Raw genomic sequence first — 14,032 nt, forward strand, 5'->3', positions numbered from 1 at the left:
ATGCGTTGCCGCTCAAGCAAACCCATTGAGCCCACCGGGATTTTTTCTTGCCGTATCGGCGGTTCAAATCCCCCTGTCTTACACATGACTACTGCTTTGCGCCGGTTAGTGTTGGCGCTAGCCATTCGGCAGTTTCAATCCAGCGCTGCCTGACAACGTGCAGCTGAGAATTTTATGCTTAAGAATAACCTTCAGGGTTTATGGAAATATCGAGTGCCGTTGTTGGGCATATTCAGTATCGCGACTGCTCTTGTGCTGGCTTTTGCCTGGGCAGGAGGATTCTTAGGCACCGGCGTTACCACAAAAGAGTTTCTGGGTGACTCCCTAGATAATTTTCCACCAGGCTATCGACGGGCCCACGGTAAGGGTATGTGTTTCAGTGGGACTTTTCATGCGAGCGGCGAGGCCGTCCCTCTGTCGACCTCACGTATTTTTCTACCGGCCAACATCCCCGCCGTCGGGCGTTTTTCAATCGGCACCGTGGACCCGCATGCGGCGGACAATTCGACGGCGACCGTCAGCATGGCACTCATGCTGGTAGGCGACGACAAGTCACAGTGGCGAATGAAGCTCAACAACGAACCCTACTTCGCGACTCGGGATGCCGAGGGTTTCCTGGCGCAGGTCGAGGCCTTTGAACCGGTGGCTGCCACTGGACAACCAGCCCCGGACAAGGTGGCCGCGTTTTTTCAAAAATATCCAGAGGCTCGCAAGTCTGTAGAGCGAGAGGCGAACGCGACTTGGCCGGCCAGTTTTGCAGGAACCGAATATAATTCCATCAACGCCTTCGTACTCATTGCAGCGGATGGAAAACGTCAACCTGTGCGCTGGTCCATGCGCCCTCATGCGGCGGTAGAGATGTTGAGCATAGAGGCTCATGCGCAAGCCAGTCATGACTTCCTGTTTAATGAAATAACTCAGCGTGTGGGTGTAGCACCCTTGTACTGGGATCTGGTATTCCAACTGGCCGAGGCGGGAGATCCGGTGAACGACCCTTCTCAACCATGGCCGAGCAACCGCAAGGAGGTAATCGCTGGGACGTTAGAGGTCAACCAGGTGGTAGAGCAAACTCATGGGGCATGTCGTGACATTAACTTTGACCCGACGCTTGTACCTTCAGGAATAGCGCTTTCAGACGATCCGGTGCTTGCAGCCCGTGCGGGTATTTACTCCCAGTCCTATAACGCCCGATTACGAGAAGTCGGTTTTGGTAAAGCCACTGACGCGGTTGGCAAAAAGGAAATCAAATAATGCATACCCAGCAGAAGCACACCGGTGTGCAAAGTTTCAACTTCGCGGCACGGCTTCTCCATTGGCTCATGGCTGTCCTTATCCTGGCTATGCTATTTATAGGTGTAGGCATGATGGCTTCTCTGAGCCTGCGTCCCTGGCTCATTGATCTTCATAGGCCTCTGGGAATCGCCATTCTTCTTTTGGCTATCCTGCGTCTAGGCAATCGGCTTTTAAGCACCACGCCGCCATTGCCTGCCAGCGTACCGTACTGGCAGGCAATGGCGGCGCATGTTTCGCATCTATTGCTCTACTTGCTGATGCTCTGCCTGCCACTGCTCGGTTGGGCGACGCTCTCTGCCGGAAATTGGCCTGTCACCATGTTCGCGGGCTGGAACCTTCCACCTATTGCTCCTGTCAGCTCCGCGCTTTACGCTTGGTTTCGGGCCGCACATGGGTTATTCGCCTGGGCTCTGTTTCTGCTTGTGTTAGGACATCTTTGCGCAGCGCTGATACATGCTTGGATATACCGCGACGGCGTCTTTTCCAGCATCACGCGTAAGGCTCGTGGTAAATAAATGACGCACATCAACATGGCCACGATCGATCTGAATCTTCTCAGGACTTTTGTGGCTATTTGGGAACACCGCAGCCTGACAATCGCGGCCGAACGCCTACACCTCAGCCAGCCCGCCGTCAGTCACGCACTGCGTCGACTACGCGATGTGTTTGACGATCCGCTGTTCGTACGAACAGCAACGTCGATGGAGCCGACTGACGCAGCTATTCGCCTGCACGGACCCATTGAACATGCGCTGATTATTATTCAAAGCGCATTAATGATGTTTTCGAACTTTGAACCGAAAACAGCGGATCGTACTTTTCGCATCTCCATGTCGGATATGTCGCAACTTTATGTGCTACCGACGGTGATGGAAGTGCTAGCGCGCGAGGCGCCGAAAGTACGCCTGGATGTGCGTCAAATGCCTATAGAGCAACTGGCTATGGCATTGCGCAAAGGTGATGTAGATATCGCGATAGGCTATCTGGTAGAACTTGGTGAAGAGTGCATCCACGAAAACTTGCTAGACGACGAATTCATTTGTCTGTTGCGCGACGGCCATCCTTTTCAGGAAGATGAATTGAGCGTTCTGGACATACTCGCCCTGCGCTATGTTGACGTTTCGAGCAATATTACCGGCCATGGCGTAACCGCCGATGCAGCATTCGGAAAGGCCGGCATTGCGCGCGAAATCGCTCTGAAAGTGCCTAACTTCACGATTGCCCCGAAAATCGTTGCCAACACTGATCTGGCATTGATTCTGCCGCGTGCCATTGCCATGCAGCTAAACCACGACCAGCGCTATCGGCTGCTGAGTCTGCCCATCGAATTGCCAGCCATCTCGGTGGGACTTTATTGCCATAGCCGTTTCCTATCGGATGCCGGGATAACCTGGCTGCGCGGGTTAATCATTAGTCTGTTTGCCTCCGGCAGCCATACTGGAGTTCATATCAAATGAGGCGTGCGAGCATTCTTTATAAACCCTGTAACCCACGAATGGGGAACTGCAATTATTCAGGATCCCGACGTCTGTACGTTGACGGCTGCAGCCCGCCCCAGACGGTGGAAGTTTCTCCCAAAGTAAATCAGACTCTCCCCCTCTTCACGGACCTGAATTTGGTTAATTTCGACAAATAATACCGAATGCGATCCGACTTCCTTGATATCTACTATGTTTCCTTCGAGGCTTGCTAGGGCGTCGTTCAACACCGGTAAGCCCGAGGAGCCTGTCCGCCAATCCTGGCCGGCAAAACGTTCAGCAGGCGGCAGGTCGGTCATGCCAGCAAACTTTCGCGCAACACCCTCCAGATCACCGGTCAGTATATTTACGCACAACGCCCTGTTGCCCAGCAACGCTTCATGAATTGAACTGTTACGGTTGATGCAAACCAATAATGTTGGGGGCGTATCAGTGACCGAACAGACCGCACTCGCAGTTAATCCGAAGCGACCATGGGGGCCATCGGTAGTAATGATATTCACCGCCGCAGACAACAATGACAGCGCTTGCCGAAAATGTTGTTTTGATTGATCGCTAACCATAACCTTCACCTTTTAATTATTGACTTGGTGAATCCATGTTGAGAGGGATTGTTCATTCGGTCAAATTCGCTTTACTCATACGCACTATTGACAGCAGGAATAGCCATCGCCCTTAAACGCCCTCCCCTTTAGAGGCGCATGGCACGACAGTTAATTCCCACGGATTATTTAGCTTATTCATATTCCGAATTTGATTTTTTCTTATCATCCCACGCATTCTGAACGTGTATGCAATCACCCTAGCCAGAGAACAATAAACATGAACAGCAAAAACAATTTCGATGATCGTGACACACGTGAAGGCGCTCCAATCAGCATCAAGGCGATTTCCCTGGATGATGTGATTGCGGAGATTGCCGAGCGTCGCAGCGAGTTTAACCAGCGCTCCCATGTCCCTTTAGACATGATTGAAAAAATGAAAGCAGTGGGTATCTTCCGCGCCAGTACTCCCAAATGTTTCGGTGGCGATGCGCTGCCTCCAGCCGAGTTCCTGCGCATCGTAGAGCGGGTTTCCGAAGCCGACGGTTCGGTCGGTTGGGTGACCGCGTTCGGCTCAGCCAACATCTACCTGGCGGCACTCCCCCCGGCAACCCAAGCATTGATTTATGCCAACGGGCCAGACCAGGTCTATGCTGGCGGCCTTTACCCTCTACAACCTGCCAAAGAGACTGAAAATGGCTGGGAAGTCAGCGGGCACTGGCGGTTTGCTAGTGGGTGCAAAGGTGCCAACTGGATTGGTGTCGGCATCGGTGGCACATCGACCAACGGTGGAGGACCGACGGCAGGCAAACCGCTGACCGCTGTGTTCCCGGCAAGCGAAGTGCAGATCGTCGACAACTGGAATGTTGTCGGGATGCAAGGCACGGGGAGCCATGACCTCAAATTGCACCAAAAGAACGTCCAACGCGAGTGGACTTTCGTGCGGGGCAGTGCCTCCACAATTGACGAGCCCCTCTATCATTACCCGTCTGTTTCCTACCAGGCGCAAGTTCACGCCGCCGTTAACCTTGGGCTGGCACGCGCAGCACTGGACTTGGTGATCGCAATGTCGGGCAGCACCAAGACTGTCACCGGTGCCCCGCGTTTGGGTGATCGCGCTTATTACCGCAGCGAACTGGGTAAGGCAGAGGCGATGCTGCGAAGCGCCCAGGCGTTTTTCTACGAATCCGCCGAAGCTGTATGGGCCTCGCTCATCGCCGGTAATCCGGTGACCCTGCAGCAGACTAACTTATTACGCCTCAGCGCCACCCATGCCGCTCATACCGGAGCGGACGTAGTCATGAAGGCTTATCGACTGGCGGGGACTGCAGCCATCTTCAATGACAATCGTCTGCAATGGATCGTACGCGACTCCATGGTAGTGACACAGCATGCTTTCCTCGGCGAAGCGACTTACGACGGCGCTGGCGCGGTGTTCGCGGGCATCGAACCGACCATCCCCTATCCTTGAGCACCACTATGCACAGCAGCTTCTGTCACGCTGCTGCAGCCTCTAGAGCTGATTCTGTAAGAGAAATATGCAACCTTGTTAGCGAGTCTCTACCAACTGAACGAAAATCGCGTCCAGGTCGTCTGGGTTGAAGATTGTCGCAATCGGGCTGCATCGGGCCGACATCAGTCGATGTATGTAAGTTGGTGAGTGGGCAATATCAGTTTTAATATGCGGCACACAGCTGTTTTCGCTCAAGTGTGTCATCAAGCGACCGATAAAAACTTATGCGCTGGGCCATCCGCCGCTGCTTGCGGGGAGCACATTCCACGCTCTGGGAAAACCATGACAATAAGAACAATGAACATTGCTCCGCGCGCATTTCTGGGGTTCTCCCTCATAGGCGCGCTCATGCTGATTCTCGGCCTCTTCGCCCTGTCTCAGATGAGCAAGATCCGAGCAGCTGGCGACGACATCGCGATAAATGGCGTCCCTAGCTTTCAGACCCTGAATGCTCTAACGGTGACGGGCGTCCGCATGCGGGTTTTATCGCATCGGCTGTTAACTGATCGCGAACCAAATATTCAGAACAGGACCATCGAATTACTTGCGGAACAAAACCAACAACTTAACCAGTCGCAGGCAGCATACGCCAAACTGATTTCATCCCCTGTAGAGCAATCCGACTACAACGACTATATGCGGCTGATGGGTGAATATCGCAAGATTGAAACGCGCCTTGTTACCCTCAGTCGGGCTGGCGATCTGCAGGAGCTAACGCGCGTGCTGAACGCCGAGTCTGCGGCTAACGCTGAGCAGATAAACGTGGCGTTGGGTAAGCTTACTGACTTCAATAACGCCCAGCTGGCTATCATCAATCAATCCGCTGCTGACCAGTACAGCTCTGCGTTCAACTGGGTTGTCGGCCTCCTCATTATTGCCTCGCTGCTGACCATGCTGTTTGCCTGGCTGCTGACCAAGAGCATCACCCAACCTATAGCGTTGGCACTTGAAGCGGCTGAAACCATAGCCGAAGGTAATCTGACCCGACCGATAAAGGTTGATGGCACTGACGAAGCGGGCAGGTTGCTGCTCGCCATGCAAAAAATGCAGGAGAAACTGCGCGATACCTTGATGCGTATTTCCGGATCCGCAACACAACTGGCTTCCGCTGCCGAGGAGCTGAACGTAGTTACCGATGAAAGCGCCCGCGGCCTTGCGCAGCAGGACAACGAAATAGAACAAGCCGCGACTGCAGTCAACGAAATGACCAGCGCCGTCGAAGAAGTGGCGCGTAACGCAGTGAGCACTTCAGAGGCGTCAAAAAACGCGACGGCGTCAGCAGGCGATGGCCGGGATCTAGTTCACGAAACCGTCAACGCTATCGAACGCATGAGCGGGGATGTGCAAAGCACCGCCGATCTGATTGGTAATCTTGCGGAGGAGTCCCGCGACATCGGCAAGGTTCTGGACGTGATTCGTGGCTTGGCGGATCAGACCAACCTGCTGGCGCTGAACGCAGCTATCGAAGCGGCCCGGGCCGGTGAAGCCGGTCGCGGTTTTGCGGTTGTCGCCGATGAAGTACGCGCTTTGACCCATCGCACCCAACAGTCCACAAGCGAAATTGAACGTATGGTTGGCAGCATTCAAGGCGGCACCCAAAAAGCGGTCAGTTCAATGCGTAACAGCACTGACCGTGCTGAATCTACCCTGAGCATCGCGAAAGGCGCAGGCTTGGCGCTGGAAACCATCAACACCGCAGTGATCGAGATCAACGAGCGTAACCTGGTCATCGCCGCCGCTGCGGAAGAACAGGCTGCAGTCGCCCGTGAAGTGGACCGCAACTTGGTCAACATCCGGGACCTGTCGACGCAATCTTCCAACGGCGCCGCCCAGACCAGCGCCGCCAGCGGCGAGTTGACCCGCCTGGCGGTTGACCTGAACAGCATGGTGTCGAGGTTTCGCTTGTAAGAGGTATCGGAGGCCATCTGTTGGATCGAGGCTTGCACGCGCGTACGATGAAGAGGTCTGCCTGATACACCAAGGCGCCTAGTTCGCAGGCAAGTCTGGCTCTCATAGAGTTCAATTTGAACCCTGATCCCGCCCACAAAGTTACGGCCATTGGCGCTAAGTGTCCCGTTGGCGTGTGGGCCACCCGTGGCGCTGGATAACGGCGCCAGGTGGTCCTCTGTGTTGCCTCCAAATTGCCCCGACTACAACGAGATGGCCACCCTCTCCGCCCCATAGCTGGTGCGGAAGGTGACGGCGTCTGTCGATACATCCAGCGCGCCAGGCTCGAACGCAGCGTGATCGATTTGGCCAACCCGTTGCTGCGCACTGAGTCGCTTACCTCGATCGCTTAAAAATGATGTTTCACAGATTCCGCTCATTTCAGCCGCTTCTTGAAAAAACACTTTGAACTGAAGCCTAAAACACTTTCGTGCGCATGCATTGCGCGGAGCGCTGGCAGGTGCTGCCTGGCCACTAAGAAAATAACCGCTTGACCTTGCCTCTCGGTTCTCGTTAACTTCACGCCACTTTCCTACCTTCCGGTAGGAAGTCAATCATGAGTTTGTTATGGAAAAGAGTCATTTCGGCAATCCTTCACTGAAGTTTGCCATTGCCTTGGGGGCCATCGCCGCACTGGGGCCCTCAGCCGTCGATATGTATTTGCCTAGCCTGCCCGAAATGGCGGTTGATTATTCGACCAGTGTTGCCAGCATTCAGCTGACGCTCACGGTCTTTTTATTGGCAATGGGGCTTGGACAATTGCTGTTCGGGCCGGTAGTCGACGCCTTGGGCCGTCGACGTCCACTGATAGCAGGCTTGTTGCTGTTCAGTTTGAGTGCGCTGGCTGCAGGAGCGGCACCAACCCTTGAGTGGCTACTCGTGGCACGATTTGCCCAAGGGATAGGCAGTGCTTTGACGTTGGTGGTCATCATGAGCATGGTGCGTGACGTCACTCAGGGCGTTCAGGCAGCAAAACTTTTTGGCCTGCTGCTGACCATTCAAGGTGTTGCTCCCATCATCGCCCCGGGGTTGGGTGGTTACATTGAGGCGCATTTCGGATGGCGGGCCGTCATGCTGGTACTGGCTGTTCTCGGTGCGCTGGTGGCGGTGAATTCGATGGCTGTTTTGCCTGAAACACTACCAATGCAAAAGCGCGAGCCATTGAATATGAGCCTTGCGATACGCACGTATGCGCGCCTCGCAAAAGACGGTCGTTTTCTAAGGCCAGCTTTAGCGCTGTCAGCCGTGTTCTTCTTTCTCTTTGCCTATGTGGGCGGCGCTACATTTGTTTATCAGAAGGAATACGGACTGCCTGCTGCCCAGTTCGGTACGCTGTTTGGCGCAACCGGCATCGCGATTCTCATAGGGGCCGTCGTGGCTACCAGACTGGTGGGCAAGTACGGTTTGGTCCGCATGGCAACGGCTGGAGCTTTTTGCATCTTTGCAGGTTCTGTCATGGCCTACGGCGCAGCAGTATCTGGTTCTAGTTTGTACTGGCTGGCTGCCGGTGTCGCGGTAGCACTGCTTGGATTGGGGATTGCAGAAACCTCACTGATGACGCTGGTGATGTCTTCGCAAACCACTGCCCTGGGTTCAACGGCTGCATTGCTCGGCGCGTTTCAGCTTGGCATCTCGGCCTTCGCCACACCGTTGACCGGTTGGGCGAGCAGCTATGGCGCCATTGCCTGGTGCGCATTCCTGTTAGTCTGCGCCGTTATGGTGGGTGCGCTGACCTGGGTCAGTGTGCGCGAAGGCAGGGCCGAGCACATCACCGCGTTAAATCACTGAATTAAAAGGTCATCCCGATGAAAGTGCTGAGTCCTTCCGCAAGCAGAATCTGTGATATCGCTCTGGTGCATTTCGCTGAGCGGGGATACGACGCCTCGTCGCTCAATGAAATCGCGGTCGTGGCAGGTATGCGCAAGCCCTCGTTATACGCGCACTTCAAGAGCAAGGATGATCTGTTCAACGCCGTGCTGAATCTGGCGCTGGCGACGGAGAGGCACTATATCGAAGAGATGTTTGCAAGCGTCCCGGCGAATGATGACGAGCCCGGCAAGCTGTACACGGACAATCTTTCAAACCGCTACGAGTCTTCCGCTGCCCTGCGTTTCCTGCTGCGAACGGCATTCTTTCCGCCTTCGGAGTTAAAGGCATCGGTGACAAGTGGCTTTGAAGCCTATCTGGACCGTCTTCGTGAACGCTTTGGCGCAAGCCTTGAGAACAGGTATCCAGCCCTGTCGGCGAACGAGATTTCAATGTTTCAGGATGCTTATATAGCGGTTGTCGACAGCCTTCATGTCGAGTTGATTTACTGTAGTGAAGGCACCTACTGTCGGCGTCTTACCGCTTTGTGGCGCATTCTTGGTGATTCGCTGTCTCTGGCTGTGGGGAAGGTGGCGCATGGATAAATCAACCATTCAAATTTTGCAAAAACATCTAAACGCTATCATCCGCCTTGCTCCCTTGCCCGCCTCCCGTGCTGCCTTTTTAATGAGAAACACACTCAGACAAGCACACTCTTTGCAGTACGGCCATCGCCTCTACGCATCAATGAAATAGCTCTGGCAAGATGGCGTATCAACGCGTGGCTCACTGGGGAAAGCTTGCGGGATGGGCGAACGATGATTCGCATTTCGGTACTGCTCATTGCCTCACATGCTAACGGGATCGCCTTGAACAACCCTGATGTCAGCTCGGAAACCAAGGGCAGTTCTGGCAGCACGGTACTGGCTATCCCTGCGCGGACCAGGTCCAGGATGACCTGTAGTGAGTTGGCGGTAACCACCGGCTCAATCGTAAACGGCTCATCCTTGCAAGCTTGAGTAACCAGCTCCCTAACGCGGTATTTGGGGCCAGGCAAAACCAACGGTGTATTGGCAAGATCTGTTAACGTCAGCACATGCTTTTTTGCCAACGGACTTTCCCTGGACACAATCGCACGGAGCGGCTGCTCGAACGCATACAAACTGCGGAGGGTGGCTGTGCTTGCTGGCGCAAAAGCAAGGCCAATGTGCGCTTCGTCATCTTGGATCATCCGCTGTACCTCAAAAGACGGCGCGATGATGATTTCGATATGAGCATCGGGGTATTGCTTGAAAAAGTTTTGCAGTTCCACGATTGCCTGGGAGCCCAGCAATCCTTCTCCGATGGCAATGATAGTCGTACCTAGAAAACGCCCTCGCAACTCGCTGAGCTGATCCAGCAACGCTTCATGCTGGCTAGCCCTGGCACGGTAATAATCAATCGCAACCTGCCCAGCCTCAGTCAGGCGAATCCGATGAGTGCCCTGCTCTACCAGATCAATGTCTAGTTCCGCCTCTAACTTGGCAATCTGTCGACTGATCGACGAGGGGGCAATGCCTAGCTCGTCAGCCGCTGCACGCATCGATCCGAGTTGATGGCTGAAGAAGAGATATTTGAGTTGTTGGTCCTGGAAGTCCAGTAGGACATTGGATCTCATTACTGTCACCGCTCATCAGGCTACTTTCTGTCCGACTAAGACGCATTTTGAATCCCGGACACGTCTCATCGCTTAGGTGGTTCACGTTTCTCTGCGCCAACCCTCCTGACCATCGAGACGCAGCACGGCCTTTTTGTCGAAGTTCTTGCATGCTCCCAACCAAGTAGGTACTGCCACCCCGTTTATACTCGCTGTCGGCCAAACCGTTATCGAAGTTCGTGCCGTCGCCGCAAATTAGAAAACCATCGCCGACCGTAACCCTCTGGCGGCCGAAGGACACGTCTGGGCCGTCTTTACGCAGTGCCTCGAACCGTTCGCCAGAGCGCAAGCCAGGCACTGATCACCACTGATTCCGTACTTGATATAACCTTCGCGCCTGGTAGACGAACCCTTAGACTTACTGCCGGAGTTCGAGTAGTTCTGCTGGCTGTTAAAGACACCGCACGTGGCTTCGAGGTTAGCGCTGAGGTGAGTATCTTCATCTGAGTAAAGTTCGTAGGCGCTGGTTTGTATGCTGCCAGCGATCAACGCTGCAAGAGTGGAAATACCGATGGCCAAGTTAATCGATTGAGCGTAGCGGGTAGGCGCTTACCAATGAACGCCTACCTTGCGCCCAGTTTTATTAGTCCATATCAGGCTCAAAAATACCCCGTTTCATATAAAATTTAACCCAGATAACGCTACAGATGGTGATGAACGAAAGCATGCCGCCAGTAATGGCATAAACAGAACTCGTCAACGCCGGCGAGGGGGAATTATTGATGGCCACATACAGTATGGCAACAATTGCAAAGATTTGCGGTAAAGGGAAGAACGGAGAGCGGTATGGACGTGGGTGATCCGGCATCCGCTTACGCAAGACAATCACATTCAGATGCGCAATCAAGTAGGCGATAAGGTAACTGGTGCTGGCCGCGATAACAAATAGGATGATCGAGTCAATATCAAGCGATAAGTAAGGAATAACTATCGAAATGCTCAGCACTACGGTGGCTACCCAAGGCACATTATAACGATTAACTTTTTTGAAAATGGGTAGCAACTGATTTTGTTCAGCCATCCCATGCATCATTCTTGGAACGGCTGCCAGTACAGTATTAACAGAACTGGAAGTCGCAGTAAGTGCAACAACGGCTGTAATCACCAAGCCGGTAGAGCTACCAAATACAGCCATGATAAAGTCAACATATGGCATTTTAGCACTAACCAAGGTTTCCGAGTCCATATAAAAGGTTATACCATAGCCAAACCCGACGAATAAGAAAAATATTACGAACAAGGAAAGATGCATGGAGCGAGGAACATTTTTATGTGGATCTTTTACCTCGCCTATCAGCGAGCAAATGTACTCTATGCCGACAAAACACCACATCGAGAGTGCAATGAATCCGATAAAACCGAAGTTAGTCACGCTAGCAAAACTCCAGTCAACCGGAGTACCCGCCAACTCTGGGTGTGGTTGTGCTGTTCCCGTGATAGCAACACATGACACCAGTGCAATTGCGCTCACCATGACTACAACAAGCAGGTTTTGTACTCGTGCAAATACGTCTGTCCCCATTAAATTAGTAATGGTAAGGCCGACCAGAATAAGTAGAGATATTGACTTAGTTGGCACGAAGCCAGGCAGCAATTTGGACACAATAATATCAATCATAAACATCTCAACCGGCACCGCCAGCACGGATACAACAATGTAACCGGCAAAAACGGCAACAATAGCTGGGACATGACCTAGTGCTTTTTGGGTATAGGTAGCCAGTGTTCCTTTTTGAGGAAACATCAGAGAAAGCTCGGCAAAACTCATCGCATTACATTGTGAAATTGCCAACGCTGCCACCATGGCAGCCAGAAATGTCATGGCACCAAAACCAACGCCCTGTGCCGTCGATATCATTGCGCCTTGAGCAACAACCAAGCCGATACAAATTGACATCATCGTGAGTAATCCGAACTTTTTGGATAGTTGCGGATTCGCACCAGCAGCCGTGAGATTGGAACTGGATATCTTCGTAGATTCGCTCATGTTTAGTGTCCATTTATTATTTAAGGGCCAATACTCGATTACTTCAGAGGCGATCAAACCGGTATGGAGCTGGGTCAACGAGTGGGGTCATATGGGTTACGAGGTCTGCTGCCAGTTGCCCAGCAGCGGGGCCGGTACCAAAACCATGACCTGAGAAGCCAGTGGCAATCGTCAGCCCAGGAATGGACTTAATATGGTCAATGACAGGGTTTGAGTCTGGGGTTATATCAATCTGCCCCGCCCAAGCTTCGCAAATGCTTGCGTTTTCAAAAATCGGCCAGGCCTTGCGAAGGTTGCTCAAGGCTTCCTGGATAAGGCTTTCGTTGACAGACGGGTCGAGTGTTCGAACGCGCTCAAACGGTGAGGTTTGGTCTGCACGCCAGCGGCGCTTTAGGGCAAGGTCCTGGAGGAAAGGTTTGCCTAAAGAAACGCGTAAAAAGGAACCTTGCCCACGAAGCAGACTGAGGTACCGGTGGCCAATTAATAAGTGATCCAAGGTTAGATTAGCGTCCAAGGCCGCGCGCTGGGTGATGATGTAACCACCCTCTATGTGTTTTCGAAATGAAAAATCAGGGCCTCCAACGGCAATATCAGTGGGACCCTCCATTGGGGTAGTGCGAAGCACGGAGCATGTGAGAGGAAGAGTTGGGTAACTAACTCCAACATTACCTAGAAAACGGCGAGACCAGGCGCCACCGGCTAATAGCACCTGATCACAGCGAATCTCACCGTGCTCGGTAACGACACCGCTAACTTTCCCACCCGTCGTTGATAGTGTTCTAACGGCACAGTGCTGAATTAAGACTGCCCCTTTTTCGATGGCTGCCTGTGCAAGCGCAGAGGTGGCCAGATGGGGCTCTGCTTTGCCGTCTGAAGGTGTGTAGAGAGCACCCGCCCACTCACCTTTGCCTCTAGGTACACGCTCATTAATCTCGCGTGCGCTAAGCATTTGGGAGTCTAAGGATAAAGACTCCACCGACTTCAACCAGCGTTCATGTAACGCTAAGTGCTCTTGATTTGCTGCAAGAAACATAATACCGGATTGCTGATAACCCACTTCGCGGCCAATGCGCTCAGGCATACCTGCCCATAAGCGATCTGCCGCCAGAGCTAATGGCACATCAGCTGCGTGCCGATTAGTCTTGCGCACCCATCCAAGATTTCGCGAGGATTGCTCGCCTGCAATATGCCCTTTTTCCAGGAGGACAACTGGAATATTTCGCTCGGCTAAGGTCAATGCCGCTGTCACACCAATAATGCCACCTCCGATAATGACGACAGTGGTGGATTTTGGTAATTGATCAGTAGTCCTCACTGACTCGAGAGTTTTCGTCATGACAATTTCCTGAGGTGCCCGCGAGAGTATCTGAAATGCTCAACCGTCGTTACTATAGTTCTACGTTAACTTTATTTAGATTTGACGTACCACGGTACGCTGTAACCTCCACCTCTACTTTGTATACGGTTGAGCCTAATGGTGGGCAAGTGATCGTCGTGGCCGGATTGATGCCTTTGAATTTCTGCGCGATGAATCCCATCACAGCATTTACATGCTCGGGTGATTGGACAAAGACACGAGACATCACGACGTCAGCCAGAAAAGAGCCCAGTGAAGCCAGGATCTTTTCAATAATCCGAAACACTTGCACAGCCTGCTCAACGGCATCCTCAGGAATTTCCTTAGTATCTGGATTACGCCCCGCAGTGAGAGATACATAAATCCAGTTATCTACCGCCACCGCTCGAGAGTAGCTGCCTAGCACTTAAAAT

General features: G+C 53.0%; 11 protein-coding genes and 3 pseudogenes. 9 read left to right on the top strand and 5 right to left on the bottom strand.

Annotation, left to right across the window (positions count from 1 at the left end):
• Positions 1-174: 174 nt before the first annotated feature.
• From AB4O23_RS22375 to AB4O23_RS22385, 3 genes are read left to right on the top strand one after another with little or no spacing between them, the layout of a single operon-like run.
• The gene (locus tag AB4O23_RS22375; protein ID WP_065876910.1) at positions 175-1,251 is read left to right on the top strand and encodes a catalase family peroxidase; all 1,077 of its coding nucleotides are present in this window, start codon (positions 175-177) and stop codon (positions 1,249-1,251) included.
• Entirely contained in the window at positions 1,251-1,808 is a 558-nt protein-coding gene (locus tag AB4O23_RS22380; RefSeq protein ID WP_056858398.1) for a cytochrome b, read from the top strand. Before AB4O23_RS22375 ends, AB4O23_RS22380 begins: the two co-directional genes overlap by 1 nt.
• Positions 1,809-2,750: a LysR family transcriptional regulator gene (locus tag AB4O23_RS22385; protein ID WP_065876909.1), complete on the top strand. Its 942-nt coding sequence runs from the start codon at positions 1,809-1,811 to the stop codon at positions 2,748-2,750. It abuts the gene before it with no gap.
• A gap of 56 nt (positions 2,751-2,806) precedes the next feature.
• On the opposite strand, the gene AB4O23_RS22390 is transcribed toward AB4O23_RS22385, so the two are convergent.
• Positions 2,807-3,334: a flavin reductase gene (locus AB4O23_RS22390; RefSeq protein ID WP_065876908.1), complete on the bottom strand. Its 528-nt coding sequence runs from the start codon at positions 3,332-3,334 to the stop codon at positions 2,807-2,809.
• 259 nt (positions 3,335-3,593) lie between these two features.
• Here AB4O23_RS22390 and AB4O23_RS22395 point away from each other — a divergent pair, with 259 nt between their 5' ends.
• From AB4O23_RS22395 to AB4O23_RS22420, 6 genes and pseudogenes are all read left to right on the top strand, one after another.
• The gene (locus AB4O23_RS22395) at positions 3,594-4,784 is read left to right on the top strand and encodes an acyl-CoA dehydrogenase family protein (protein WP_460150265.1); all 1,191 of its coding nucleotides are present in this window, start codon (positions 3,594-3,596) and stop codon (positions 4,782-4,784) included.
• Positions 4,785-5,174: 390 nt separating this feature from the next.
• Positions 5,175-5,597, top strand: a pseudogene (locus tag AB4O23_RS22400) (MCP four helix bundle domain-containing protein); the annotation flags it as partial.
• Between the two features lie 42 nt (positions 5,598-5,639).
• Positions 5,640-6,734: pseudogene (locus tag AB4O23_RS22405) on the top strand (methyl-accepting chemotaxis protein); the annotation flags it as partial.
• Positions 6,735-7,018: 284 nt separating this feature from the next.
• Positions 7,019-7,267 (top strand): annotated as a pseudogene (locus AB4O23_RS22410) (hypothetical protein); the annotation flags it as partial.
• A gap of 73 nt (positions 7,268-7,340) precedes the next feature.
• The gene (locus AB4O23_RS22415; protein ID WP_460069139.1) at positions 7,341-8,561 is read left to right on the top strand and encodes a multidrug effflux MFS transporter; all 1,221 of its coding nucleotides are present in this window, start codon (positions 7,341-7,343) and stop codon (positions 8,559-8,561) included.
• A 17-nt stretch (positions 8,562-8,578) separates the two neighbouring features.
• Positions 8,579-9,184, top strand: coding sequence for a TetR/AcrR family transcriptional regulator (locus tag AB4O23_RS22420; RefSeq protein WP_065876906.1), 606 nt, complete (start codon positions 8,579-8,581; stop codon positions 9,182-9,184).
• A gap of 95 nt (positions 9,185-9,279) precedes the next feature.
• On the opposite strand, the gene AB4O23_RS22425 is transcribed toward AB4O23_RS22420, so the two are convergent.
• The 4 genes from AB4O23_RS22425 to AB4O23_RS22440 form a co-directional block, all read right to left on the bottom strand.
• A complete protein-coding gene (locus AB4O23_RS22425; RefSeq protein ID WP_083221603.1) occupies positions 9,280-10,236 on the bottom strand; it encodes a LysR family transcriptional regulator in 957 nt (318 codons plus the stop codon).
• A gap of 622 nt (positions 10,237-10,858) precedes the next feature.
• Entirely contained in the window at positions 10,859-12,262 is a 1,404-nt protein-coding gene (locus tag AB4O23_RS22430) for an APC family permease (RefSeq protein WP_065876905.1), read from the bottom strand.
• Between the two features lie 43 nt (positions 12,263-12,305).
• Complete coding sequence (locus tag AB4O23_RS22435; protein ID WP_056858391.1) at positions 12,306-13,598, bottom strand: NAD(P)/FAD-dependent oxidoreductase; 1,293 nt, start codon at positions 13,596-13,598, stop codon at positions 12,306-12,308.
• A gap of 52 nt (positions 13,599-13,650) precedes the next feature.
• The gene (locus AB4O23_RS22440) at positions 13,651-14,025 is read right to left on the bottom strand and encodes a Rid family hydrolase (protein WP_256095395.1); all 375 of its coding nucleotides are present in this window, start codon (positions 14,023-14,025) and stop codon (positions 13,651-13,653) included.
• Positions 14,026-14,032 lie beyond the last annotated feature (7 nt).

The sequence above is a fragment of the Pseudomonas sp. H2_A10 genome (assembly GCF_054680085.1).

What these genes read in the sequence shown, in the direction of transcription:
- AB4O23_RS22375 (WP_065876910.1), top strand. Translation starts at nt 175, where the DNA reads ATGCTTAAGAATAACCTTCAGGGTTTATGGAAATATCGAGTGCCGTTG.
- AB4O23_RS22380 (WP_056858398.1), top strand. Translation starts at nt 1,251, where the DNA reads ATGCATACCCAGCAGAAGCACACCGGTGTGCAAAGTTTCAACTTCGCG.
- AB4O23_RS22385 (WP_065876909.1), top strand. Translation starts at nt 1,809, where the DNA reads ATGACGCACATCAACATGGCCACGATCGATCTGAATCTTCTCAGGACT.
- AB4O23_RS22390 (WP_065876908.1), bottom strand. Translation starts at nt 3,334, where the DNA reads ATGGTTAGCGATCAATCAAAACAACATTTTCGGCAAGCGCTGTCATTG.
- AB4O23_RS22395 (WP_460150265.1), top strand. Translation starts at nt 3,594, where the DNA reads ATGAACAGCAAAAACAATTTCGATGATCGTGACACACGTGAAGGCGCT.
- AB4O23_RS22415 (WP_460069139.1), top strand. Translation starts at nt 7,341, where the DNA reads ATGGAAAAGAGTCATTTCGGCAATCCTTCACTGAAGTTTGCCATTGCC.
- AB4O23_RS22420 (WP_065876906.1), top strand. Translation starts at nt 8,579, where the DNA reads ATGAAAGTGCTGAGTCCTTCCGCAAGCAGAATCTGTGATATCGCTCTG.
- AB4O23_RS22425 (WP_083221603.1), bottom strand. Translation starts at nt 10,236, where the DNA reads ATGAGATCCAATGTCCTACTGGACTTCCAGGACCAACAACTCAAATAT.
- AB4O23_RS22430 (WP_065876905.1), bottom strand. Translation starts at nt 12,262, where the DNA reads ATGAGCGAATCTACGAAGATATCCAGTTCCAATCTCACGGCTGCTGGT.
- AB4O23_RS22435 (WP_056858391.1), bottom strand. Translation starts at nt 13,598, where the DNA reads ATGACGAAAACTCTCGAGTCAGTGAGGACTACTGATCAATTACCAAAA.